We start from the raw sequence: 22,357 nt of genomic DNA, 5'->3' as shown, positions 1-22,357 counted from the left end.
TGGCAGAGCTTGTCGCCCGTGTGCTAGGCGCACGCTCGGTTGCCTCAGCCCTTCGGGCACATGGGCGGTCTTCCTGCCCTCGACTGGTCAATCGTCGCGGTCGGCACGCCGGTGCCGCCCCGGCGCCAGGAGCGTGCCCGTGCCCGCTGCCTGGAGCGCCTGGTCCCCGAACTGCACAGCTACGGCGTCGGCATTCTGTACATGGAGGCCCGCACCCCGGAGTCTGGACCAACGCGACATCCGGTCCGTCATCGGCGCCCGTCGTGCGCTGCCCAAGGGGACGGTATTCACCGTCGAGCACCTGGCCGGTGAGGCACAGCCGCTGCTGTGGGTGGCCGACGTTTTGGCCGGAGCGGTCCGGGCCAGTCGCCACGGCGATCCGAGCTACCGGGACATCCTCGCCGAGCGGATCTACGACTTCGACGTGGCCACCGGCTGCTGAAGGACCTCAGACATGCGCCGAGCCAGGCTCCCGGTCTGCCCCAGGTCACCTGGCTCCACTTCCGAGCCCCCACGGGGCCTGACGACTATCTCCGAGCATAGGCGTTGACTGATAGGCCCGCAAAGCACCCCGACCGGGGGACCACGGAGGCCGACGCACCGCATTCCAAGAACCTGCGTGAACCCCCACGCCCTGCTCGCCTACTTATCGCCATCGCCCGTGTCCTGGAGACCACTGCCGAGCTCCGCCGGTACCGCCACATCGCCTGGAACGCCCCCGCGCAGGGCGCGCTCACGGCTTACGTGTCCTTTTGCTGGCCTTCGGGAGAACACTCACGAAACAGTCGATGACGGGAGGCTGACTGCGGACGAGTACCCGTTGGCCGGATCCGGCCACACCTCCTTTACGTGCATTAACAGAGCTTTTATGCGGTTTCCGAGGTGTACACCATTTGTTTCTCTCTGGTGTCTTGTGCCAGGGTCTGTCCTGGCCCGGCCGGGTGCCCTAAGTAGTAGTTCAGTCACAGAGGAAAGGGTTATTGTGAACGCTCGGAAGCTCATCGCTGGATCGGCGCTCGCGGCTTTGGCCGCGCTGCCGCTGCTCAGCAGCAGTGCAATGGCCATTTCGGCCTACCAGGGCGATGACAGGGCCTACACCAACTCCAGTGGTTCCAGGATCTCCGTCTACGACGGCGAGGACGACGGCCGGGTTGTCTACGGGCAGTACTACCGCCAGGCATCGGCGGGAACTGAGCGGGGCCTGTACAACAAGAGTGGCCCCAGAACGACTGTGACCAGCGGAAGCGGTTCTGACGTCATCAAGCTCCGCGTCTGCGAAAGCATCAGCGCGTGGCCTGATGCCTGCAGCGACTGGAAGGCCTGACCAATCCGCTCAGCGGCTTCGCGTGCGGCGCTTGCTCAATAGCTTGGCCGCGCGCGAAGCCGCCCTGCGCGCCATCCCAGCGTTCCGTCCGCGTTTCGTGAGAAGACCCCGCTCGGAGAAGAACACATGCCGCACGGCACCGACGTCCCGCCCCCGCACCACACCTCCGACGAGGCGCTACCGCTACAGCTCAGCGGGGTCAGCTACACGGTCGCGGGCCGCCTCCTGCTGGACGAGGTGGATCTGAGCGCCCGCCGCGGCACCTCGACCGTGGTCACCGGTCCCAGCGGCAGCGGCAAAAGCACCCTGCTGGCCTGCGTCATGGGCCTGTCGGCCCCCACCTCCGGCAGCGTCCGCGTCGCCGGGCGCGAGATCACCCGGATGCGCCGCGGGGAACTGGCCGCGGTGCGCAGCCGTGACATCGGCATGGTGTTCCAGGGCGGCGAGCTGCTGCCCGAGCTCACCCCGGTGGACAACGTCGCCCTGGCCGGACTGCTCGCCGGGCTCGGCGCCCAGGAGGCCGCCGAGCGAGCCCGTGCCCTGCTCGCCGAGTTGGACGTCACCACCGCCGCCGAGACCACCGGCGAGCTCTCGGGGGGCGAGCACCAGCGCACCGCCGTGGCCCGGGCCCTGATCACCGATCCCTCGCTGCTGCTGGCCGACGAGCCGACCGGTGCGTTGGACCCCGACAACCGCGACAAGGTCGCCGACCTTTTGTTCGACCTGCCCGCCCGGCGCGGGTGCGCTCTGGTGGTGGTCACCCACGACCGGGACCTGTCCGAGCGCAGCGATCACGTGTTCCACCTGCGGGAGGGGCGCCTGAGCGAGGTGGGGCGATGAGCCGCGACAGCGCACCGAGCCTGACCGGTCAGCTGCTGGCACTGGGGCGGACCCGCACCGGTGGCGTGTCCCAGCGCACCCGCCAGATCGTGCTCGCCATCGCCACGGCCGCCCTCACGGCCGTGCTGCTGGGCCTGGCCGTGATCGCGGCGACCTTCGACGGACGCGATCTGCGCGACGCCATGCGCCAGCCCATCATCGTTGCTTCGCCGGAGCAGGCCGCGGCCTGGTGGGGGGAGAGTCCCGACAGCGCGGGGCGGTGGCAGCACTCGGTGGTCTACCTCGACCCCGTCGACCCCGCCGCGTCTCCGCCGCCGGGGCTGGACTCCTGGCCCGGCCCGGGGCAGGTGTACCTGTCCCCCGCGCTGGCGGACCCCGAGCTTGGTGTCCGGGACCGCTACGGCGAGTACGCCGGGACCATCGGACCCCGGGGGCTGCTCTCCCCGACCGAGCGCCTGGCTTATGTGGGGATGCCTGAGGACGCCGCGGTCCCCGAGGACTGGATGTATCCGATTGCCGGGTTCGGCCCGCCGGGCGTCTTCCCCTTCGGGGAGAAGATGACCCTCACCCCCGCGGCCCAGGATCTCATGGTCGCGGTCTACCTGGTGTTCGTGGTCCTGCCCGCGGGTGGGTTGTTCGTCGTGGCCGCACGGTTCGCCGCGGCCGGGCGCGATCGGCGCGCCGCCCTGCTGAACGCGCTGGGCGCGCGCACCCGCCACCAGTTCCTGGTGGGCCTGTCCTCCTGCCTGCCGGCGATCCTGGCCGGTACCGCCCTTGGCTCCGCGGTGGCCGTGCCCGTGCTGCTCACCGACGTGGTGGTGCCCGGCATCGACTACATCGTGCGCGCGGCTGACGTCCGGCGGATGTGGTGGTTCCTGGTGGTCGCGGTGGTCGTCTCGGCTGCTGCGGCCGCGTTGGGCTATGCCGCCCTGCACGCCCGGCGGGCCCGACGCGGCACCACCCGGCCGCGCCCGGCCGCCGATCGCGTCGCGACCTGGAAGATCGCCCTGTTCGCGTTGTTCACCGTCGTTGCCTCGGCGGCCGCCCTCATCCCTCCGGGCAGCCCTTGGACGATACCCGTCTACGCGGTCGGGCTCCTGGGGGCGCTGGCCTTCGCGCCCTCGGCGCTGGCGGCCCTGCTGGCTTGGGTCGGGGCCGCGGTGGCCCACCGGGGCCTGCGCACCGGGCGTCCCACCTGGATCGTGGCCGGCCGCTGGTGCCAGCACCGCCCGGGGGTGTTGGCCCGTCTGGTCGCCCCCGTGGTCATCGGTGTGGTCACTTTGGTCAACATGCACTACTTCCTCGCCTCGGAGACCCTGACCTCGGTGCAGGCCCGCCAGGCCAACGAGCGCCTGGCGGACAGCGCGTTGCAGGTGTCGGCACACGATTTGACCGCCCAGCGCGTCATGGAGGCGGACCGGGCCCTGCCCGAGCGGGCGCGCCTCATGGCCGTCGACACCGCCGACGAGGGAGAGGGTCCTACCGTGCTGCGGGCCTCCTGCTCCACCCTGCGTTCCCTGCGGCTGGACTGCCCCGCACAGCCCACTCCGGTGGAGCCGGGAACCGGTGATCTCCGCTTCACCACACTCGTCGACTGGCAGATCGGCAGCGATGTGCGGATCCAGGCGTCCCCGGCCCCGCCCGTCGAGGGAAGCGTGGAACAACTGGCCGTGCTCTCACCACGTGAGGACCCCCTCACCCTCACCGAGGTCCGCAATACCCTCCACCCCGTGCTGGGGCCCACCACCCAGATCGACCGGCTGGCCTCACTGGAGATGACCCCGGCCAACGCGCGCCTGTCGCAGTGGGGTGTGCTCCTGGGTAGTTACGGCCTGGCTCTGCTGGCCACCGCCGGGCTGATCAGTGCGGGCGGACACATCGCCGAAGCGGCACGCTCCACAGCCCCGTTGAGCGTGCTCACCGGCCGCCGCCGCTGGCACCTGGGCATCGCGTTGGGCTTCCTCACCGCTCCCATGGCACTCGCGGCGGTCCTGTCCGCGATGCTGAGCCTGCCGCTGGGCACGGTCATCCAGCAGAACCGCCAGGTCCCGGTGGCCCCGCCCGACACTCTGGGCGCCATCGTCCTGGGCGCCATTGCCCTGGCACTCGCGGCCGGGCTGGCGGCGGGGACGGCCTCGGCACGGACGGCCGCAACATGGCGCCCCGGCAGGCAGTGAAGGGGGTCGAGGAGCATCACTACAGGATTTAACGGTAGACCCTCACCGGCTCCCCGGTCGATGGTGAGCGCCTCCAACGCGCGGGTCTTGTCGGCCGCGGTGGGCAGGGCATAGCGGCGGGTGGTGTTGAGGTCGGCATGGCCCATCAGCTCGGTCACGAGGACCACGCCCACCGGCTCGGGCGCCAGCTCGCCGCGCCCGCGCACGAGATCGGTACCGAAGATGTGGCGAAGCACGTGCGGCCCGAACGCCTCGCCGCCATCCGAGGGGCCGATCCCGGCCGCCGCGCCGACTTCGTTCACGATGGTGTTCGCTGCCTGGGTGAACGGGGTGCCGTAGTCGCGGTTGCGCACCAGCGGTTCGGCTGAGGGGCGGCCGAGTTCATCGAGCAGTGCCTCGATCGAGGTGCGAGCCTGGGCATGCAGGGGCACGGTGCAGTCCTTGCCACCCAACTGGCCCTTGCCCCGCACGCGCATGCTGTCCTTGTGTGCCGACAGCCGCACGTCGGCCACGTCCAGGGCGACGATTTCGGCGATGCGCAGGCTGGCGTAGTAGGCCAGGTGGCAGATCCACCCGGTCGCGGGCACCTGCGTTGTGGGCCACGGTGCGCAGGAGGCGCAGCAGCGCCCGCTGCTCCAGGGACTGGGGCGCGCTGGGTCGGGTCAGGTGTTTGCGGACCACCTGGCCAGGCAGGTGCGGCAGTGGCACCGCACCCACAGGGGCGGGCCCGGCCTGCAGTTCATTGCATGCCCGGCAGGCGTCGGCGTCCTTCCCCCGACGGAGGAGGACGTTGTAGCCAAACGGCACACCCAGCTGCTGGCATGTCTCTCATCCTTCCCAGGGTTGAGAGCCTCCATCACATCCGGTACGAAACACTACTTCGCACGGCGCAAGGGCGTTCGGGACGACACCGGCCTCGAAGAGTTCGTCCTGCCGATCCCCCGGCCGCTGATCAAGGAGCTGCGGAACCACTGGAAGCAGCAGCAGAAGGAGAAAGCGGTCGCTGGCCCGGCGTGGGACGACTCGTGGGATCTGGTGTTCTGCCGCCCCGACGGCCGTCCGATGGGCAAGCGTGCCGACTGGGCTGACTGGAAGAGCGTGTTGTGTGTTTCCGGCGTACGCGACGCCCGGGTCCACGATGGTCGCCACACCGCCGGGACGCTGTTGGCGGCACTGGGAATCGATCCCAGGACGATTCAGCAGATCCTCGGCCACTCGCGGACGTCGCGGACCGCCCGCCACGTCCGCGCAGGCGGCGAACTCACACCAGGAGCGGCGGACCGGGTGGGGGAAAGCACGGTGGGAATGACCCGGCAACCACGGCCACAACCGCGGCCGGATCAGCGACCCGGGGTCTCTCGTTCGAGAGAAACCCCGGGTCACAGGGGCGGCCCCAGCAGGATTCGAACCTGCGACACCCGCTTTAGGAGAGCGGTGCTCTATCCCCTGAGCTATGGAGCCATGGGTCTGACGGAGGTATCTCCTACCCCGTCACCGGACCAAGCCTAACCCAGGATGGCGGTGGATGGGGTGTCGGTCCCCGCATCGCGGGTGTGACTGGGGGAGTCTGCGTGCATGGCGGAGTACGCTGACCTACGATTGGTTGCCCTGGAGCGGTGTGATGTTGTTCATGGCACTTATTGTGTTATGTCCACATAAGCGTCTCTGGTTGCTGTGAGAACCGGGGTGTGACTTCGACCCGCGCAGTGATGACCAGGTGTTTCGCCGAAGGCGGGAACAGGGGGCGGTGAGGTGGGTGGGAGTCCGCGCACGGCTCGCTTCGCCCGGTGCAACGGTCTCGTGTGGCCGCATGTGGACATGTAGTACGTTGCCTTGCGGCCACGGGTAGGTGTTCGAGGAAAGCAGCCGGAGGATCATTCGTGCCGTTCACTTCTGATGCGGCGCGGCGCAGGTCTCGCGTGCCAGGTGGCAGCGGGGTACTGACCGCCTTCGCGATGTCCTACCGCGTCCGTTTCGCCCAAGCGGTGACGCTCGTGGTCGTCACCGCGCTGCTCGTCGCGCCGATCCCCGCCTCGGCACTGGACCCGGCCGAGGCCAGCCTGGAGGAGTTCCGGGAACGGGCCGAGGCCGCCTCGGAGGAGCTGGAGGAGGCCACCGACGAGCAGGTCGAGCGCCAGGAGGCGCTGGAGGAGGCCCAGGGGGAGCTCATCGACACCCTCTACGAACTCCAGCAGACCGAGCTCGAACTCAGCGAGATGCGCGAGCCGCTGGCCCAACTGGCCAGCACCCTGTACAAGCTGCCCGACGGCGGAATGCTCGCCGTGCTGGCCTCGGGATCGCTCAACGACGACCTGCAGACGCAGTCCTACGCGGCGAAGATCTCCGAGGACAACCAGGCGCTCATCCAGGAGGCCACCGACCTGCGCGAGAAGCAGGAGGAGCTGGCGAGCGAGGCGCAGGAGCTACAGACCACCACCCAGTTGGAGCAGGTCGAGCTGGCGGCGGACATCGAGCAGTTGCGTGAGCGCTCCGAGGAGACCACGAACGACCTCGTCACGGAGCTGGAGGAGCGCGGCATCGACCCGGAGGCCTACATGGCCGCGGCCGACTGCGACCCCGCCGCGGCGGCGAACGCCGAGGGTGCCGCCAACGGCCTGCTCCCGGGAAGCGCCCTCTGCGACCTCTACGACGACAAGAGGCTGCGGGCCGACGCGGCCGTGGACTTCCTCAAGCTCAACGCGAGGTACGTGGACGAGTACGGCGAGAACATGTGCATCACCAGCGCCTACCGCGACCTGCCCAACCAGCACCGCGTCTACGCGCAGGTGGCGCCCGGCTTCGCGGCGGTGCCCGGTACGAGCAACCACGGGCTGGGGAAGGCGCTCGACCTGGGATGCGGCATCCAGAACTACAGGTCCGACCGCTGGCTCTGGATGGAGGAGAACGGCGCCGACTTCGGTTGGATCCATCCGGCCTGGGCCAAGTCGAGCCCCTTCGAGCCCTGGCACTGGGAGTACACCCGCTGACGCCCCGCCGACGCGCCCCGGGGGCGGCCCCGTGCGGGGCCGCCCCCGGTGTTCTCGGACCCCCGCTCAGGCGGGTTCCGGGACGACCTCGCTGGTGCAGCTGGCGCACCGGGCGGCCCTCTTGTCGATCTGGCTGAAGCAGTGGGGGCAGTCGCGGGTGGTGCTCTCCTCGGCCCTGGCGAACCGCTCCAGGGCCTTGGCGGTGGGCAGTACCACCAGGAAGTACAGGATCGCGGCGGTGATCAGGAACGAGATCAGCGCGTCGATGAACGCGCCGTACGGGAAGCGGCTCCCGTTGATCTCGAAGTAGAGATCGCTGAAGTCCGGGACACCGCCGAAGATCCCGAGCAGCGGGGTGATGAACCCCTCGGTGAACGCGGTGATGAGCTCGGCGAAGACCGCGCCGATCACGACCGCGACCGCCAACTGCACCAGGTTTCCCCGGAGCAGGAAGTTCTTGAAGCCTTGCATGGAGGACAGCCCTATCGAACGTGTGGGCCCGGTTCCACGGGTGGTGGGGGCCGATGGCTGGGAGTGTGGTCTTGACCGCTGTGTCCGCGCGGGGCGCGGACGTACACGGACGGACGCCGTGGGGGCGCCGCGTGTCCATGGTGCCCGTACCGGCGCGGTGGTGCGGTTCTTTCGGTGAAAGGTCCGCGGGGTCAGGCCGGCTCCCGTCGCCGGGGGTGTGGTCTCAGCCCCGGATGGTGACGGACAGCCGTGAGGTGGCGGCGTGGCCCGCCAGGCTCCTGGCCTCGGCGGGTGTGGCGGCGATGAGGATCAGCGCGCCTCCCTCACCGCCCGGGCCCGCCCCCTCCGGCAGGGCGAGGACGGGACGGTCGCCGACCACCTCCACGGCGGGACCCGCCCTGGTGGGCGCGAGGTCGTCGTGTCCACCGGCGGCGAGGACGTCCACCCGGCTGCCGGGCGAGAGCAGGTCCACGACACCGGGGTCGGCGACCCGCACCGGCACGGCGACCAGGTCGCGGCCGTAGGGCCGTGCGGGAGGGTCGGACAGGCGGGCGTCGGTGATCACCTCGCCGTGGCGCACCGGGGCGTTGAGGAGGAGTCCGGCCGCCCGGTCCCCGACCGCCAGCGCGCCGCTCGGCACGGCGTCGGCGGGAAGGGAGCGTTCGGCGAGGTCGTGCTCGGCGAGGGGACCCGAGGCGTCGAGGTCACGGGAGGCGACGAGTACCTGGACGGTGGGCGCGGGGAGGGGCCGCACGGCCAGGACGGCGCTGACGAGCGCCGCGGCGGTCAGGAGGGTGGCGAGGAGGCGCCGGTACCGGTCCAGGAGGCGGACGGCCATCCGGCGGTGCCGGTAGGGGAGTGGGGCTTCGGCCATGGTTCGACGCTAGGCCGTGAGGGGCCCGTTCGGGCGTTGTCCACAGGCCCCGTCGGGATCCTCTCCGAGGACCCGCGGAACGCGTGTCCCGCCCCGTGGGCCGGACATGCCGCGCGCCGCCGAGGACTCGGCGGCGCGGTGGCGTCAACGGCCCTGCGACTCAGCTGGCCGCGGCGGTGCTGCTGCTGGTGCTGGTGTTACTGCTGCTACCGGTGCTGCTACTGGTGGTGCTGCTGGCCGTGCTCGCGGTGCTGGTCTCGGAACCGGAGGAGCTCTTGGTGTCCGAGGACGAGTCGGAGGAGCCGGACGAGTCGGAGGCCGCGGAGTCGCCGCCGTCCTTGCCCTCGCCGGAACCGGTGAGCACGGAGCTGTTGGAGCTCTTGCCGCTGTCGGTGCGGTAGAAGCCGGAGCCCTTGAACACGATGCCCACGGCGGAGTACACCTTGCGCAGGCGTCCCTCACACTCGGGGCAGACGGTCAGCGCGTCGTCGCTGAAGCTCTGCACGACCTCCATCTGGGCGCCGCACTCGGTGCACGCGTACTGGTACGTAGGCACTGTTCGGGTCCTCCTTGCTGGCACTCTCGCCCGTTGACTGCTAAATAGTACGCGCTCGCCGACCGGAGGCGTGACAGGGCCTGGCACCGAACACGGACCTCGGGGGCGCGATGCCGGATCGTCGCTGCGCGACCGCCGGTGACAACGCTTCCGCGGGTGGGTTTCATCCCGCCTCGTCCGGTTCAGGTCCGTTCGACCGGCCACACGCCGGCGCCGAACACCCGCAGGCCGCCCCCGGGGGTGACCACGGCGTCCACCGGGCGGTCGTGCGGCTCCGCGGGCAGCGACTCCACGAACTCCTCGTCGTGGACCAGGGCGATCGCCGGGGTGTGCGGGCCCTTGCGGGCGAGGGCCCGGTCGTAGCAGCCGGCGCCCCGCCCCAGCCGCGTTCCCCGCCGGTCCACGGCCAGCGCCGGACAGACCACCGCGTCCGCCCGGGCCAGCGCCTCGGGCCCGTACCGGTGGCCCACGGGCTCCAGCAGCCCGTGGCCGGCCGGGGCCAGGGTGTCCGGCCCGTCGAAGGCCGCCCAGTCCAGGTCGCCGCCGGGCAGGAACACGGGCAGCAGCACGTACGTGCCGCGCTTCCACAGCGCCGTCACCAGCTTGCGGGTGTCGGGCTCGCCGCCCACGGAGTAGTAGCAGGCGACCGTCCCGCCCATGGCCAGCCACGAGAGGTCCATGAGGGTGTCGCGGACCGCCGAGCCCGCCCGGGAGCGCTCCTCGGGGCCGCGGTTGCGCCTTCGCTCCAGGAATCCCCTGCGCAGGCGGCCCTTGGCCGCGCGCCGCTCGCTCTCGTCCATGGCCCAAGTGTGGCACCGAGGCGGCCCGGGCGGGCCGCCCGGCCGGCTGCCCCGCGCGGTGAACGCCGGATGGCGGTTCGCCGCCCTCCTCCCGAAACCGTCGGAACTTCTTGGGGCCCGGCAGTGTGTGGGGTCGCCGAGACGGCGGAGGACTGCCCTAAAGTGCCGACATGAACGACTCCACCGACCAGAAGCGATCCTTCGACCCGGGAACCGTCACGAAGGCGGTCGTGCCCGCGGCCGGTCTCGGCACGCGGTTCCTGCCCGCGACCAAGGCCACGCCCAAGGAGATGCTGCCGATCGTGGACAAGCCCGCGATCCAGTACGTCGTGGAGGAGGCGGTCGCCGCCGATCTCCAGGACGTCCTGATGATCACGGGCCGCAGCAAGCGCTCCATCGAGGACCACTTCGACCGGGCCTACGAACTGGAGGAGGCCCTGGAGGCCAAGGGCGACGACGAGCGCCTGCGGTCGGTGCGCGAGTCCAACGACCTCGCCCAGATGCACTACGTCCGCCAGGGCGAGCCGCGCGGCCTGGGCCACGCGGTGCTGTGCGCGAAGGCGCACGTGGGCGACAACCCGTTCGCCGTCCTCCTGGGGGACGACCTCATCGAGTCCGCCGACCTGCTGCGCCGCATGATCGAGGTCCGCGAGAAGCACGGCGGCAGCGTCGTCGCGCTCATGGAGGTGGAGCCCGAACAGGTGTCCCTGTACGGATGCGCGGCCATCGAGCCCACCGAGGAGGACGACGTCGTCACCGTCACCGACCTGGTCGAGAAGCCCGCGCCCGAGCAGGCGCCGAGCCGCTGGGCCATCATCGGCCGCTACGTCTGCGACCCGGCGATCTTCCCCATCCTCCAGGAGACCCCGCCCGGCCGCGGCGGCGAGATCCAGCTCACCGACGCCCTGCTCGAACTGACCCGGCGCAAGCCCGAGGACGGGGGTACGGTGCACGGCGTCCTGTTCCGCGGCAGCCGCTACGACACCGGCAACAAGGCCGACTACATCCGTACCGTGGTGGACTTCGCCTGCCGCCGCCCCGACCTCGCCGAGGAACTGCTGCCCTGGCTGCGCGACTTCGTCGACCGCCGGGAGGCCGGGCGCCCCTGACGGGCTCCCCGTCCCGACCGCTCCGGCCGGGAAACGACGGCGGCCCGGCGGACCGGGTCCGCCACGCGATGGGCCGGACGCGGTGAGAATGGGCCGTGAGACGCCTCCCGAGAAGCGGAGGACGCCTCACCACAGGAACCGCGAACCGGAAGGAACCCCGTGAAGAGCGTCGAGCAGCACGTCGCCGATGTCCTGGCCCTGATCAACGATCCCGAGCCGACCGAACTGGACCTGCTCCAGGCGCACGGCACCGTGCTGGCCGAGGCCGTGGTCTCGCCCGTGTCCCTGCCGGGCTTCGACAACTCGTCCATGGACGGGTACGCCGTGCACGCCGCCGACCTGTCGTCGGCCGCCCCCGACACCCCGGTACGGCTTCCGGTGGTCGCCGACATCCCGGCGGGGGACCCCTCCCCGACCGCGGTCCTGCCCGGCATGTGCGCGCGCATCATGACCGGCGCGCCCATGCCCTCCGGGGCGGACGCGGTGGTCCCGGTCGAGTGGACCGACGGCGGTACCGCCAGGGTGACCGTCGACCGACCGGTCAAGGTGGGCAACGCCGTGCGCCGCGCCGGTGACGACGTCACCGAGGGGACCACCGTGCTGCGGCCCGGCGCGCGGATCGGTCCGGGGGAGATGGGCGTCCTGGCGGCCGTCGGACGCCGCTCCGTGCCCGTGTACCCGCGCCCCCGCGTGATGGTGCTCTCCACCGGTGAGGAGCTGGTCGAGCCCGGGCGCCCGCTCGGTCCCGGCCAGATCTGGGAGTCCAACAGCTTCATGATCGCGGCCGCCGCCCGCGACGTCGGGTGCGAGGTCCACCGCCACGGTTTCGTCGGCGACGACCCCGAGACGGTGCTCGACACCCTGGAGGGCCTGCTGGTGCGCGCCGACATCGTCGTCACCACCGGCGGGGTGAGCATGGGCGCCTACGACGTGGTCAAGGAGGTGCTCACCCGCCAGGGCACCGTGGAGTTCACCCAGGTGGCGATGCAGCCCGGCAAGCCCCAGGGTTTCGGGACGGTCGGACCGGACCGGACCCCGATCGTCACGCTGCCCGGAAACCCGGTGAGCGCCTTCGTGTCCTTCCAGATCTTCGTGCGCCCCGCACTGCGCAGGCTGCGCGGGCTCGCCCCCGACCCGCTGCCGAGCACGCGGGCCGTCCTGACCGCGCCGGTCACCTCCCCCGAGGGGCGTCGCTCCTTCCTGCGCGGGGTGCTGGAGGAGTCCCCGCACGGCCCGAGCGCCGGCGCCACGGTGGCCCCGGCACTCCACCAGGGCTCGCACCAGCTGTCCGCGCTGGCCGGCGCCAACGCGTTCGTGGTGGTGCCCGAGGAGGTCACCGAGCTGGCCGCGGGCGCCTCCGTGCAGGTGCTGCGCCTGCCCGAGCCCGCCTAGGGCACGCTCGGCGGACACCCCTTGCCTGTGACCGGAACGGTGTGCGGCCCGTCCCACGCGTCACACCGGCAACATTTCCGGCTAGCCCGCTCACCGGTGTGTTCGTGGACCCTTCCCGCCCACCACCCGTCGGCCGAAGGCCTCCGGCCGCGGCCTCGCCCCGCCGGCGTCCGTCACCGCCCACAACGGCGGCCTCCGTCCGCGGCGTTCCCTCCGCGCCGCCGCCACCGCCCCGTCGCCGGGCGGAGCGCCCCCGGCGTGTCGTACGGTCGTGATGGCGCGGCCGGCCCGGCCGCGCCCTGTGTTCGAGCGGAGAGTTGGCAGGCCGATGACCGACACCCCACGTCCGGAGGGGGCCGACCACCCCTCCGGGTTCACCCACCTGGACCGATCCGGCGCCGCGCGCATGGTCGACGTCTCGGAGAAGCGGGTGAGCGCGCGCACCGCCACCGCCACCGGCCGGGTGCTGCTCAGCCCGGAGGCCGTCACCGCGCTGCGCGGGGGAGAGGTGCCCAAGGGCGACGCCCTGGCCGTCGCCCGGATCGCGGGAATCCAGGGAGCCAAGCGCACACCCGACCTCGTGCCGCTGTGCCACCCCATCGCCGTGCACGGCGTCGACGTGGACCTCGCCGTCGTGGACGAGGGCGTGCGGATCAGCGCCACGGTGCGCACCGCCGACCGCACCGGGGTGGAGATGGAGGCGCTCACCTGCGTCATGACCGCCGCCCTCGGCCTGGTCGACATGGTCAAGGCGATCGACCCCGAGGCCGAGGTCACGCGGGTGCGGGTCGAGGAGAAGACCGGCGGCAAGAAGGGCGACTGGAGGCGCGGTGAGTGAGTCCGGGGGCCGTGTGCCCCGCGTCGCGGTCGTGACGGCGTCCAACCGGGCGGCGGCGGGCGTCTACCCGGACCGCTCGGGTCCGGTGGTCGCCGAGCGCCTGCGTGAGCTCGGCTGCGTGGTCGTGGGCCCCTGGGTGGTGCCCGACGGCGCGCCGGTGGCGGAGGCGCTCGTCCGCGCCCTGGACGAGCGGCTCGACGCCGTCGTCACCACCGGCGGGACCGGCCTGACCCCGCACGACCACACGCCCGAGGCGACGCGTCCGCTGCTGTCCTACGAGATCCCCGGGATCGCCGAGGCGCTGCGGGCCGCGGGGCGGGACAAGGGCGTGCCCACGGCGATCCTGTCGCGGGGCCTGGCCGGGGTCGCCGAGCGCGGCGGCCACCGGATGCTCGTGGTGAACCTGCCCGGCTCCAGGGGCGGTGCCGCCGACGGGATGGACGTGCTGGCCCCGGTGTTCGCACACGCGGTGGACCAACTGCGTGGCGGTGATCATGCCCACTCCGAATGACACCGAACAATGACCGTAATCACATCTCGGGCATTCCGTCCGTTGACAATTCTTTGGTCTGCAGTGGGTTTTCGGTACGCAAGTACTAGAGTTAGGAATCATCCGATTCCTGCTCCGTCGGAGTGATGAGCGACACGCCACACCCGGGGAGTGGAATACTGGAGACCGTCACCGGGGACGGGGAACCGGCGCCTCCGCATCCGGTGTCGTACCGGTGGGCTACGGTGCCGAGGGCGTCGAAGGGACGGTCGTGAATCGCAGACAAGGGTGGCCCGTCACCCTCCAGGAGGGGCCGGTCGCGCTTCGACCCCTGCGGCTGCGCGACGCCGCCGCGCTGCGGGAGATCCGCGCGCGCAACGAGGAGTGGCTGCGTCCGTGGGAGCCGACCTATCCCGAGATGCCGCTGCGCACCACCGGGCTCACCCCCTACGTCTCGATGCTCCAGGCCGTCCGCAGGGAGGCCAGGCAGGGCCTGTCCATGCCCTGGGCGGTCACCTACGGCGACCGGTTCGTCGGACAGCTCACGGTGGGCGCCATCGTGTGGGGATCGGCGAGGTCGGCGCAGGTGGGGTACTGGATCGACAGCGCCTACGCCGGGCACGGCATCACCCCGACGGCGGTCGCGCTGGCCGTCGACCACTCCTTCTTCCGTGTCGGACTCCACCGGATCGAGGCCAACATCCGGCCCGAGAACCGGGCGAGCAGGCGGGTGGTCACCAAACTGGGCTTTCGGGACGAGGGGGTGCGCAGGCGCCAACTGCACATCGACGGGGCCTGGCGCGACCACATCTGCTACGCGGTCACCGCTGAGGAGGTCCCCCAGGGGCTGCTGTACCGGTGGCGCCACGGAGACCCCTCCGGGCCGTCCGCCGAGCCCGGTTCCGGCCCTGGTTCCGCTTTGGGGCCACAAGGCCCGAACGGTGGCCGGGATCCACGTGACCCGGCGAGTCCGCACCCGGGGTCGAACTGAACGTGACACCATCACGGATGCATCCGGAACCTAAACCTCACTTTAGCGACATTGATTCATTACTTTGCGTTGAATTGGTGCTGCGCTCCGCAGTCGATGTTTGACCTGCGATTTCGTATCCAAGGGCGGGGCGACCGAAACTGAAGGTCCACAATCTTGCGACACTCCGGTCGGAATGTGGCGCATTTATGGACACGGGGTCGTACCGTGCGGAACACAGACGCATTGACGATGCGGGCAACGCGTGGATATGGCACTCGGGAATCGCCCCGGAACCGGGGAGGATCAGGAACGATGTCCCGGAGGGGGCGACGTCTCCCCCGGGAGTCGCACGCGGCGCGGTGTCGACGAAGTGTCGATCAACGTCCAGTGGCCGTCATCGTGAGGAGGGGTGATGAGCAGCTCTCCTCTGTACCTGGCCATTGTGGTGGTGTGGCTCATAGTCCTCGTGCCGATGCTGTTGCGCAAGGACTCCGTGGACGTCGTCCCCGAGGACCAGCGCCGTGAGGACGAGGATTTCGAGGACGGCCCCGAGGAGCGTGTGGACGGCGGGGACGACCCGGACGCCACCGAGACCCGGGTCCTCCGCCGCGGCGAGCACGGCACCGACCCCGTGGACGGGCCCGAGGCCCGCGAGGAAGCGCCGCGCCCGGTGCGGCACCGGGTCGCGGCCGGGTCGCGCGCCCGCGTCATCGCGCGCCGCCGCCGCCGTACCAGCGGGCTGGTCCTGGTGAACGTCGCCACGGCCGTGGCCGTCGCCTTCGGCCTGGGGCCCTGGTGGGTGACCCTCCCGCCGGTGCTGCTGCTCGCCGGCCACATGGTCCTGCTCCGTGAGGCGGCCAAGGCCGACGCCGAGCGCAGGCAGGCGCTCCTGCGGGCCCGCCGCCGCGAGCTCCTGCGCGCCCGCCGGGCCGAGGAGGAGCGCAGGCGCGACGCCGAGCGGGAGGCCAAGGTGATCGCCCTCAGGGAACGGCGCAGCCAGGTGTACGACCAGTACGCGGACGCACGGCTCAGGGCGGCCGGGGACTGACCTTTCGCCCGGGGTGGGAACCGTGTTCGGACCACCCCGGGTTTCCTGCTAGTCTGGTTCACGTCTTCAGGGGCTATGGCGCAGTCCGGTAGCGCACCTCGTTCGCATCGAGGGGGTCTGGGGTTCAAATCCCCATAGCTCCACCGAAGGTCAGACGGTCCCTCGGGGCCGTCGACACAGGGTGAGACCCTGCGCAGGGGAGACGATCGGGAGATCTTCACAGAGGATCTCGTGATCGTCTCCCCTTCGTCTTTCCCCGGCTCCGTGGTCCCTCCCGGGCCCACCGCGCCGCGGACGGGCGAAGGGGCTCCGGCCGGGGGTGCTGCTGTTCCCTGCGGCGGGCGGTCGTTTCCGGACCGGAGCCCCGAGTGTCACCGGCGAAGCGGCTATCCCCTGTCGCGGGGCGGCCGGTACTCCTCCAGCGTACTCTCCGGGCCTCCTCCGGTCCCGGGACGAAGGCCCTCTCCGCTCCCGTGACGGCGCCGCGCCTCCCGACCTCCGCGACGGCGGCTTCGCGCCGTATGGTTCGGGGCATGGCAGACGGATACCACCATGGAAACCTCAGGGCCGCCGTTCTGGAGAAGGCGGCGGAGGTCATCGGCAGGGAGGGGCCCCACTCCTTCAGCCTGCGCTCTCTGGCGGTCGAGCTCGGGGTCAGCCACACCGCTCCCCGGCACCACTTCGGCAGCCGGGAGGGCGTGCTCAACGCCCTGGCCACCGAGGGCTTCCGCGAGCTGGCCGACCGGCTGCGGGCCAACCGCGAGGCGGGCGGCGACTTCCTGGACGCGGGCGTGGAGTACGTGCGCTTCGCCACCGACCGTCCGGCGCACTTCGACGTGATGTTCACCCCCAGCCTGCTGGGCACGGACGACGAGGAGCTGAACGCCGCGAGGAAGGCCGCCTTCGACGAGCTCCGCACCGGGGTGGACTCCCTGACCGACCGGGGCGAGGTCGAGGACGCGGCCGCCGCACTGGTCGCCGGGTGGTCGGTCGTGCACGGCGTCGCCACGCTCGCCCTCACGGGGAACCTCGACGGATCCGGCCTGCGGAGCCTGTTCCAGGACACCGACCTGCTCGCCATCACCCGCCGCAGCGCCGGGCTGCTCTTCGGCCCGAGGACGCCGGGCTCCCCCCGCGGGGACTGACGCGCTCCGCCCGGCGCGTTCCTCCCGCGCCCTCCCGGACACCGGGTCAGTGGCCGGAGACGTACTCGGCCCGGACGGCGTAGATGGCGGCCTCGGTGCGCGAGTGCACCTGGAGCTTCTCCAGGATCTTGCGCACGTGGTTCTTGACGGTGTTCTCGGTGATGAAGAGCCGCTCGCCGATCTCGCGGTTGTTCAGGGACCGGGCCAGCAGCTTGAGCACCTCGGTCTCGCGCCGGGTCAGCTGGGGGATGCTCGGACGGCTGGGCGGGGTGCTCTCCTGCTTGGCCAGCTCGGCGAACTCCCCGATGAGCTTGGTCGCCATCGCCGGATTGATGAAGGACTGGCCGTCGGCGATGGCACGCACCGCGCGGGGAAGCTCGGTCACCGAGATCTCCTTGAGCAGGTAGCCCGTGGCGCCCGCCTTGAGGGCGTCGAAGAGGTCGGACTCCTCGTCGCTCATGGTCAGCATGACGAACCTGGTGTGGGGGACCGCCTCGCGGATGCGCGGGCAGGCGTCGATGCCGTTGGAGTGCGGCATCCACACGTCCATGAGCACCACGTCGGGCCGCAGTTCGGCGGCGAGCCGGACCGCCTCCTCGCCGTCGCCCGCCTCGCTGACCACGCTGATGTCCTCCTCCTCGTCCAGGACGGACACCAGGCCGCGCCGGAAGAAGGCGTGGTCGTCCACGACCATGACGCGGATGGGGCGGGCGCGGGAGTCGTCTCCGTGCGGATGGTCCTCCACGTCCGGGGTGAGGGCCAGGGGGCTCGGGGGGTGCGGACTCACGAGGGTGCCTTCCATGCGTATGACGGCCAGAGGGGACCGGGGCTCCACGTCCCCGTTTCCGGGACAGGCGGAGACATCGTCCGCGCGCGCCGCCTTGGGGTGGCTCTTTCCACTTTAGGCGGGCTTCCTGCCGACTGCGGCGGTAACGAACGAACTTACCTCCTGGTACCCCGGGCATCTCGGTGGAAAACGGTGCGAACGCTGCGACGGGAACGCAGTGGGAAGGGTGCTCTCGGAGAGAAGCGGCGAGGTAGAGGAAAGGTATATATCCGTTTTTGGACGTGACCGAAACAGGATGTCCGGACCCGTGGGCATGGACGTCCAGAGTGCGCGGCCCGCCCTTGAACTACGGAGGGTAACTGACCATCAGGTGAAGTATGGTGTCACAAAGATGGGCATACCGCAGGTTTCAGACATCTCTCCCACGGATCCTGCCTGGTGTCGGGCCACGACGTGTCGGGGAGCCGTTCTCGGGACGCCGGGCGCATATCCCGATTTCCACTTCCGGGACAATAGGCGTTCCATCGCTCTCGGTTATGGTGCCGTTGGCGATTGTGTCGCCAAGGAGCCCCTTTTCGGCAGGCCAAGGGGAGGCCATGTTCTATGAACGGTAAACAGAGTGCCTCTGACCTGCGGAAACATCCTGGAATCCAGGTAATCTACCCGTGCCGTCCCGAGTTTGGCGTCGGCCACGCGATAAAACGATGAACATTTGGCTCCTGGGCTTGCGGGGAGAGAGTGTTCTAGGCCATCGTTGTCGTGGGATGGGCTGGAAGCCACACGAAAGGTAGATGCCATGACCACGCACGCGATTACCGCCCGTGACAGCGGGTGGGCCTGGCTGTAGCCAGCCTGCCGCAGGGCTCCGACGAGCCCTCGGTACCGGGCCTGACCAGTCCACACCGATCTGGTCGGGCCCTTTCCCCTTCGACGCCTCCCCGGCCCCCTCGTCCCCGACCGGCCGCGGAACCCGGCGCGGGGGGATTTGACCGCGGACGACAGCGGGTAGGGACATGGACACCAACCCCCGGTCCTGCCAGGGCCGGCCGCGCGACCGTGAAGGGGCGGATCCAGCCGTGTCCGACTCCCCCCGGCACCCCGGTGGATACCAGCCCTCCGAGGAGCCCGCCCATCCCTCCCCGGCGGAGCCCGACCCGGCCGGAGGATACGAGCCACCGCCGCCCGAACCCCCCGCCCGGCCGCTCTCGGAGACCACGGTCGAGCCGGTGGAGGAGGACGAACCGCCGGTCGCGGCCGAGCGCTTCCGCCGCACCACGCCGGCCCGGCGCAAGGTCATCCCGCCGCACCGGGGACGCGGGCACTGGAGACTGCTCACGGGGACGCTGACCTACGTGATGGTGGTCGGCGGGATGGCCGACTACGTCGAGCCGGAGACCCGTGCGCTCGCCCACCTGGCGTTCTGGCTGGTCACCGGGATCGCGTTCCTGGTCACCCTCGGACGGGAGCGGCGCCACGGCTGGGAGCCGGGACCGCGCTGGCCCTGGCTGGTGGGGGCCTTCGGCGGTGCGCTGGCCGTGGAGGGGCTGGTGCTGACGGTCGGCTCCCCGACGATCATCGTGGGCTCGGTGATCCTGTTGGGATTCGGCCTCTTCGTGCTCATGCTCATGGGCTGAGCGGCGTGGCCGGAGGGCGCCGGGGAGTCAGGGCGTTCCCGCGGGAACGCGCGGCCCGGAGGCGGACGCGTGCGCGGAAGCCGTGGACGGAGGGGCTCAGGTGGCCTCGTCGTCGAAGGGCGGACGCTTGCCGTTGAGCCTGGCCACGGGCTTCTTCTCCGACTCCTCGTCCTCCCAGAAGTGCTTCTGCACGAAGCGCTTGGGGTTGAGGTCCTGCACGTCGAAGTCCTTGAACTCCGGGCCCAGCCCCTCCTTGATGTCGTTGGAGGCGGAGTTGGCCATGGTCCGCAGTTGGCGCAGCACCCGGCCGACCTGCTGGGCGGCCTTGGGAAGCTGTTCGGGGCCGAAGACCAGCAGCGCGAGCAGGAGGAGGAGGACGAACTCCCCTCCGCTGATGTTGAACATGCGCGACCTCGTCCCTCGGTGTACCGACCGGCTTCAAGCAGGTTAGCCGGTATCGGAGAGGTTGGGTAACCCTGCCCCTGTTGACCCGGTACAGAACGCGGACCGGCCCCTCGCTCGGGGAGCGAAGGGCCGGGAGAACGGCGTCCCCGCCGGGACGCCTGGCCGGTATCCGGTTCGTGGGGCCGCCGGGCGGTGCCCCGGGCCGGAACCCGGCCGTGGTTCATCGAACCCGATCCCGGCTGCTCGGGCGTACTGACAAGGAAGAGATCGCGGTCGCGGGTGGTGATGCCGGGCGGCGTCCGGCGCCCGCGGACCACGGAGAAAACGTGTCCGGAACGCTCAGACGGCTCTGACGTCGGCCGCCTGCGGGCCCTTGGGGCCCTGAATGATGTCGAACTCGACCTTCTGGTCCTCTTCCAGGTTCCGGAAGCCGGTACCCGCGATCGCCGAGTAGTGGACGAACACGTCGGGCTGGCCGCCCTCGACGGCGATGAACCCGAAACCCTTTTCAGAGTTGAACCACTTCACGGTGCCCTGAGCCATGTGCTCTCCCTTAGGGACTACTGCGGGGCCGCACCCTGCTGGCCCCGGGTCGCCGGGCGCCGGACCGGCGGGTAATCCCCGTATCGACGAGCGCCCACGTGAAGTTCCGCGAGGCGCCTGGGGCATCCATGGAAACTACAACAGCAACCAGTTGATGACAGTACCAGGGAGGGTGGCGCCTTGCCGAGAGTTCCCACGCGGGAATCGCCTTCTTGCCGTGTCCTCTTTCGGCTACTCCGAACTGTTGATTTCCGTCCGCCGGACCACTAATGGAGTTCGGCGGAATGCGGGTTCACCGGCGAACTGTTCACGAACCGCCACTGCCATAGACCCATACGTCGAACCACATGCGCTCGCGCCACATCCCCTCGTCGACCGGATACGCCGACAGCACCGGGTAGAAGTACGCGAAGCAGGCCACGATCAGCAGCAGGACCACGCCGTAGACGACGCCGCCCAGCGCCCTCGTGTACGGGGCGAAGCGCGGACTCCCCTCGCCGGCCCCCAGCACCAGGCCCAGCGCGAGCACGATCGCCAGGACCAGGAACGGCAGCAGCGGGAGCGCGTAGAACAGGAACATGGGGCGGTCCGGGTAGGCGAACCACGGCAGCCACCCCGCCGCCACGGCCAGCAGTACGGCGCCCGCGCGCCAGTCGCGGAAGGTCACCCACCAGCCGAACACCACGATCAGGGCGAGCAGGCTGCCCCACCAGATGACCGGTGTGCCGATGGAGACCACCGAGGTGACGCAGTCGTCGGTGCCGCACCCGACGGCCTGGCCGTTGTAGTGGAACATCACCGGTGTGCGCATGACCAGCCACTCCCACGGTGCGGAGATGTAGGCGTGGTCGCTGGTCAGGTCGGTGTGGAAGGTCATCATCCGGCGGTGGTAGTCCACCAGGCTCCACAGCGCCTCAATGGGCGCACCCAGGAATCCGGGCAGCCAGTCGGGCGCCATGCCGTCCGCGTAGTCGCGGTTGTAGCCGCCGCGGGTGAACAGCCACCCCGACCACGAGACCAGGTAGACGGCCCCCGCGACCACCACGGTCTGCGCGAACGCCGGAACGGCGTCGATCCCCAACCACCGCCAGAACGGGCGACGCTGGCCCACACTGCTGCGGGCGCCGTAGTCCCACGCCACCGTGAGCAGGCCGAAGGCCGCGACGAAGAACAGGGCCGACCACTTGGTGCCGACCGCGAGGCCGAAGCACAGTCCGGCCGCGAGGCGCCACCAGCGCATCCCCAACCAGCCCACCGAGACCAGGTCCGTGCCCGCCTCCGACAGGCGGGCCAGCCGTTCCCTGGTCCTGTCCCGGTCGATCACCAGGCACGTGAAGCCCGCCAGGATCCAGAGGGTGAGGAAGATGTCCACCATGGCGATGCGGCTCAGCGTGAAGTGCAGGCCGTCCAGCGCCAGGATCAGTCCCGCCGTGCAGCCCAGCAGCACCGAACGGGTCATCCGGGTGGCCAGCCGCACCAGGATGAGGACCGAGACCACGCCGGCCAGGACCGAGGCGAACCGCCAGGCCTCCGGTGTCATGGACGTGCCGAAGGGCAGGAGCGACCACAGCCAGTCGCCCAGGGCGATCATCCACTTGCCGACCGGCGGGTGCACGACGAAGTCGCCCGCCCCGGTGAAGATGTCCTGGTGGCCCTGGGCGAGCAGGTCGTCGGCCTCGACCGGCTCCTCCAGGGTCTCGTGCTCGTAGCCGAACTTCTGGAGCCCGTAGGCGTCCTTGGCGTAGTAGGTCTCGTCGAAGTAGATCCGGTCGGGCTGGCCGATGTTGACGAACCTCAGGGCCCCGGCGAACAGGGCGACGAGGACGGCGCCCAGCCAGCCCAGCCAGCGCGGCGCCGGGTCGGTGGGCAGGAGGCGGGCGCGGATCGGTGCCGGCCGCGGCGGGGGCGAGGGCTCGGCCTCGGAGAAGTGTGCGGTGGTGGTCATCTGGTGTATGGGGTGGATA

21 protein-coding genes, 2 tRNA genes and 2 pseudogenes are annotated in these 22,357 nt (G+C 70.7%); 15 read left to right on the top strand and 10 right to left on the bottom strand.

Translation table 11 applies throughout. The features are described 5' to 3' along the window. Positions 1-139 precede the first annotated feature (139 nt). The 4 genes from NOSIN_RS19015 (at position 140) to NOSIN_RS19000 (ending at position 4,341) form a co-directional block, all read left to right on the top strand. Complete coding sequence (locus NOSIN_RS19015) at positions 140-442, top strand: hypothetical protein (protein WP_077692047.1); 303 nt, start codon at positions 140-142, stop codon at positions 440-442. Positions 443-982: 540 nt separating this feature from the next. Next, positions 983-1,324 (top strand): hypothetical protein, encoded by a 342-nt coding sequence (locus NOSIN_RS19010; RefSeq protein WP_077692046.1) that lies wholly within the window; start codon positions 983-985, stop codon positions 1,322-1,324. 126 nt (positions 1,325-1,450) lie between these two features. Next, positions 1,451-2,164 (top strand): ABC transporter ATP-binding protein, encoded by a 714-nt coding sequence (locus NOSIN_RS19005; RefSeq protein ID WP_077692045.1) that lies wholly within the window; start codon positions 1,451-1,453, stop codon positions 2,162-2,164. Beyond that, complete coding sequence (locus NOSIN_RS19000) at positions 2,161-4,341, top strand: hypothetical protein (protein WP_227015064.1); 2,181 nt, start codon at positions 2,161-2,163, stop codon at positions 4,339-4,341. Before NOSIN_RS19005 ends, NOSIN_RS19000 begins: the two co-directional genes overlap by 4 nt. Before the next feature lie 167 nt (positions 4,342-4,508). On the opposite strand, the pseudogene NOSIN_RS27845 reads toward NOSIN_RS19000, so the two are convergent. Next, positions 4,509-4,853 (bottom strand): annotated as a pseudogene (locus NOSIN_RS27845) (tyrosine-type recombinase/integrase); the annotation flags it as partial. Positions 4,854-4,935: 82 nt separating this feature from the next. Between NOSIN_RS27845 and NOSIN_RS28215 the strand changes: the two are divergent. Next, positions 4,936-5,571 (top strand): annotated as a pseudogene (locus NOSIN_RS28215) (tyrosine-type recombinase/integrase); the annotation flags it as partial. Between the two features lie 158 nt (positions 5,572-5,729). Here NOSIN_RS28215 and NOSIN_RS18985 read toward each other — a convergent pair. Further along, positions 5,730-5,802: transfer RNA gene (locus NOSIN_RS18985), tRNA-Arg, on the bottom strand. Between the two features lie 419 nt (positions 5,803-6,221). On the opposite strand from NOSIN_RS18985, the gene NOSIN_RS18980 reads away from it, so the two are divergent. Further along, positions 6,222-7,328 carry a D-alanyl-D-alanine carboxypeptidase family protein gene (locus tag NOSIN_RS18980; RefSeq protein ID WP_077692044.1) on the top strand — a complete coding sequence of 369 codons (1,107 nt, stop codon included), beginning with the start codon at positions 6,222-6,224 and terminating at the stop codon, positions 7,326-7,328. Between the two features lie 66 nt (positions 7,329-7,394). Here NOSIN_RS18980 and mscL read toward each other — a convergent pair whose 3' ends face one another. From mscL to NOSIN_RS18960, 4 genes are all read right to left on the bottom strand, one after another. Next, positions 7,395-7,799 carry a large conductance mechanosensitive channel protein MscL gene (gene mscL, locus NOSIN_RS18975; protein ID WP_077692043.1) on the bottom strand — a complete coding sequence of 135 codons (405 nt, stop codon included), beginning with the start codon at positions 7,797-7,799 and terminating at the stop codon, positions 7,395-7,397. A 223-nt stretch (positions 7,800-8,022) separates the two neighbouring features. Next, positions 8,023-8,673 carry an SAF domain-containing protein gene (locus tag NOSIN_RS18970; protein WP_077692042.1) on the bottom strand — a complete coding sequence of 217 codons (651 nt, stop codon included), beginning with the start codon at positions 8,671-8,673 and terminating at the stop codon, positions 8,023-8,025. Positions 8,674-8,833: 160 nt separating this feature from the next. After that, the gene (locus NOSIN_RS18965) at positions 8,834-9,229 is read right to left on the bottom strand and encodes an FmdB family zinc ribbon protein (protein WP_077692041.1); all 396 of its coding nucleotides are present in this window, start codon (positions 9,227-9,229) and stop codon (positions 8,834-8,836) included. A 182-nt stretch (positions 9,230-9,411) separates the two neighbouring features. Further along, on the bottom strand, positions 9,412-10,029 hold the full coding sequence (locus NOSIN_RS18960) for a 5-formyltetrahydrofolate cyclo-ligase (RefSeq protein WP_077692040.1): 618 nt from the start codon (positions 10,027-10,029) through the stop codon (positions 9,412-9,414). Positions 10,030-10,199: 170 nt separating this feature from the next. On the opposite strand from NOSIN_RS18960, the gene galU reads away from it, so the two are divergent. The 8 genes from galU to NOSIN_RS18920 all read left to right on the top strand — a co-directional run bounded on the left by galU (position 10,200) and on the right by NOSIN_RS18920 (position 17,024). After that, positions 10,200-11,138, top strand: coding sequence for a UTP--glucose-1-phosphate uridylyltransferase GalU (gene galU / locus NOSIN_RS18955; protein ID WP_077692039.1), 939 nt, complete (start codon positions 10,200-10,202; stop codon positions 11,136-11,138). A gap of 159 nt (positions 11,139-11,297) precedes the next feature. Beyond that, on the top strand, positions 11,298-12,530 hold the full coding sequence (gene glp / locus NOSIN_RS18950; RefSeq protein ID WP_077692038.1) for a molybdotransferase-like divisome protein Glp: 1,233 nt from the start codon (positions 11,298-11,300) through the stop codon (positions 12,528-12,530). A 328-nt stretch (positions 12,531-12,858) separates the two neighbouring features. Then, on the top strand, positions 12,859-13,368 hold the full coding sequence (moaC, locus tag NOSIN_RS18945) for a cyclic pyranopterin monophosphate synthase MoaC (RefSeq protein WP_077692037.1): 510 nt from the start codon (positions 12,859-12,861) through the stop codon (positions 13,366-13,368). After that, positions 13,361-13,879 (top strand): MogA/MoaB family molybdenum cofactor biosynthesis protein, encoded by a 519-nt coding sequence (locus NOSIN_RS18940; protein ID WP_077692036.1) that lies wholly within the window; start codon positions 13,361-13,363, stop codon positions 13,877-13,879. Before moaC ends, NOSIN_RS18940 begins: the two co-directional genes overlap by 8 nt. Before the next feature lie 250 nt (positions 13,880-14,129). Continuing rightward, positions 14,130-14,849 carry a GNAT family N-acetyltransferase gene (locus NOSIN_RS18935; protein WP_077693657.1) on the top strand — a complete coding sequence of 240 codons (720 nt, stop codon included), beginning with the start codon at positions 14,130-14,132 and terminating at the stop codon, positions 14,847-14,849. Between the two features lie 394 nt (positions 14,850-15,243). Further along, positions 15,244-15,879 (top strand): divisome protein SepX/GlpR, encoded by a 636-nt coding sequence (gene sepX, locus NOSIN_RS18930; RefSeq protein WP_077692035.1) that lies wholly within the window; start codon positions 15,244-15,246, stop codon positions 15,877-15,879. A gap of 69 nt (positions 15,880-15,948) precedes the next feature. Next, a tRNA-Ala gene (locus NOSIN_RS18925) sits at positions 15,949-16,022 on the top strand. 390 nt (positions 16,023-16,412) lie between these two features. Next, positions 16,413-17,024: a TetR/AcrR family transcriptional regulator gene (locus NOSIN_RS18920; protein WP_077692034.1), complete on the top strand. Its 612-nt coding sequence runs from the start codon at positions 16,413-16,415 to the stop codon at positions 17,022-17,024. A 46-nt stretch (positions 17,025-17,070) separates the two neighbouring features. Here NOSIN_RS18920 and NOSIN_RS18915 read toward each other — a convergent pair whose 3' ends face one another. Beyond that, on the bottom strand, positions 17,071-17,811 hold the full coding sequence (locus NOSIN_RS18915) for a response regulator (protein ID WP_236743398.1): 741 nt from the start codon (positions 17,809-17,811) through the stop codon (positions 17,071-17,073). A 1,076-nt stretch (positions 17,812-18,887) separates the two neighbouring features. Between NOSIN_RS18915 and NOSIN_RS18910 the strand changes: the two genes are divergently transcribed. Beyond that, positions 18,888-19,445 (top strand): hypothetical protein, encoded by a 558-nt coding sequence (locus NOSIN_RS18910; protein WP_077692032.1) that lies wholly within the window; start codon positions 18,888-18,890, stop codon positions 19,443-19,445. Between the two features lie 96 nt (positions 19,446-19,541). On the opposite strand, the gene NOSIN_RS18905 is transcribed toward NOSIN_RS18910, so the two are convergent. From NOSIN_RS18905 to NOSIN_RS18895, 3 genes are all read right to left on the bottom strand, one after another. Further along, entirely contained in the window at positions 19,542-19,850 is a 309-nt protein-coding gene (locus tag NOSIN_RS18905) for a sec-independent translocase (protein WP_077692031.1), read from the bottom strand. Between the two features lie 339 nt (positions 19,851-20,189). After that, a complete protein-coding gene (locus NOSIN_RS18900) occupies positions 20,190-20,393 on the bottom strand; it encodes a cold-shock protein (protein ID WP_017543917.1) in 204 nt (67 codons plus the stop codon). 307 nt (positions 20,394-20,700) lie between these two features. Continuing rightward, the gene (locus tag NOSIN_RS18895; RefSeq protein WP_077692030.1) at positions 20,701-22,338 is read right to left on the bottom strand and encodes a dolichyl-phosphate-mannose--protein mannosyltransferase; all 1,638 of its coding nucleotides are present in this window, start codon (positions 22,336-22,338) and stop codon (positions 20,701-20,703) included. Positions 22,339-22,357 lie beyond the last annotated feature (19 nt).

Source organism: Nocardiopsis sinuspersici, from assembly GCF_001998325.1.
Taxonomy (GTDB): Bacteria; Actinomycetota; Actinomycetes; order Streptosporangiales; family Streptosporangiaceae; genus Nocardiopsis; species Nocardiopsis sinuspersici.
The sequence above is the reverse complement of the archived record's forward strand: the minus strand, read 5'-3'. Positions and strand labels throughout refer to the sequence as shown.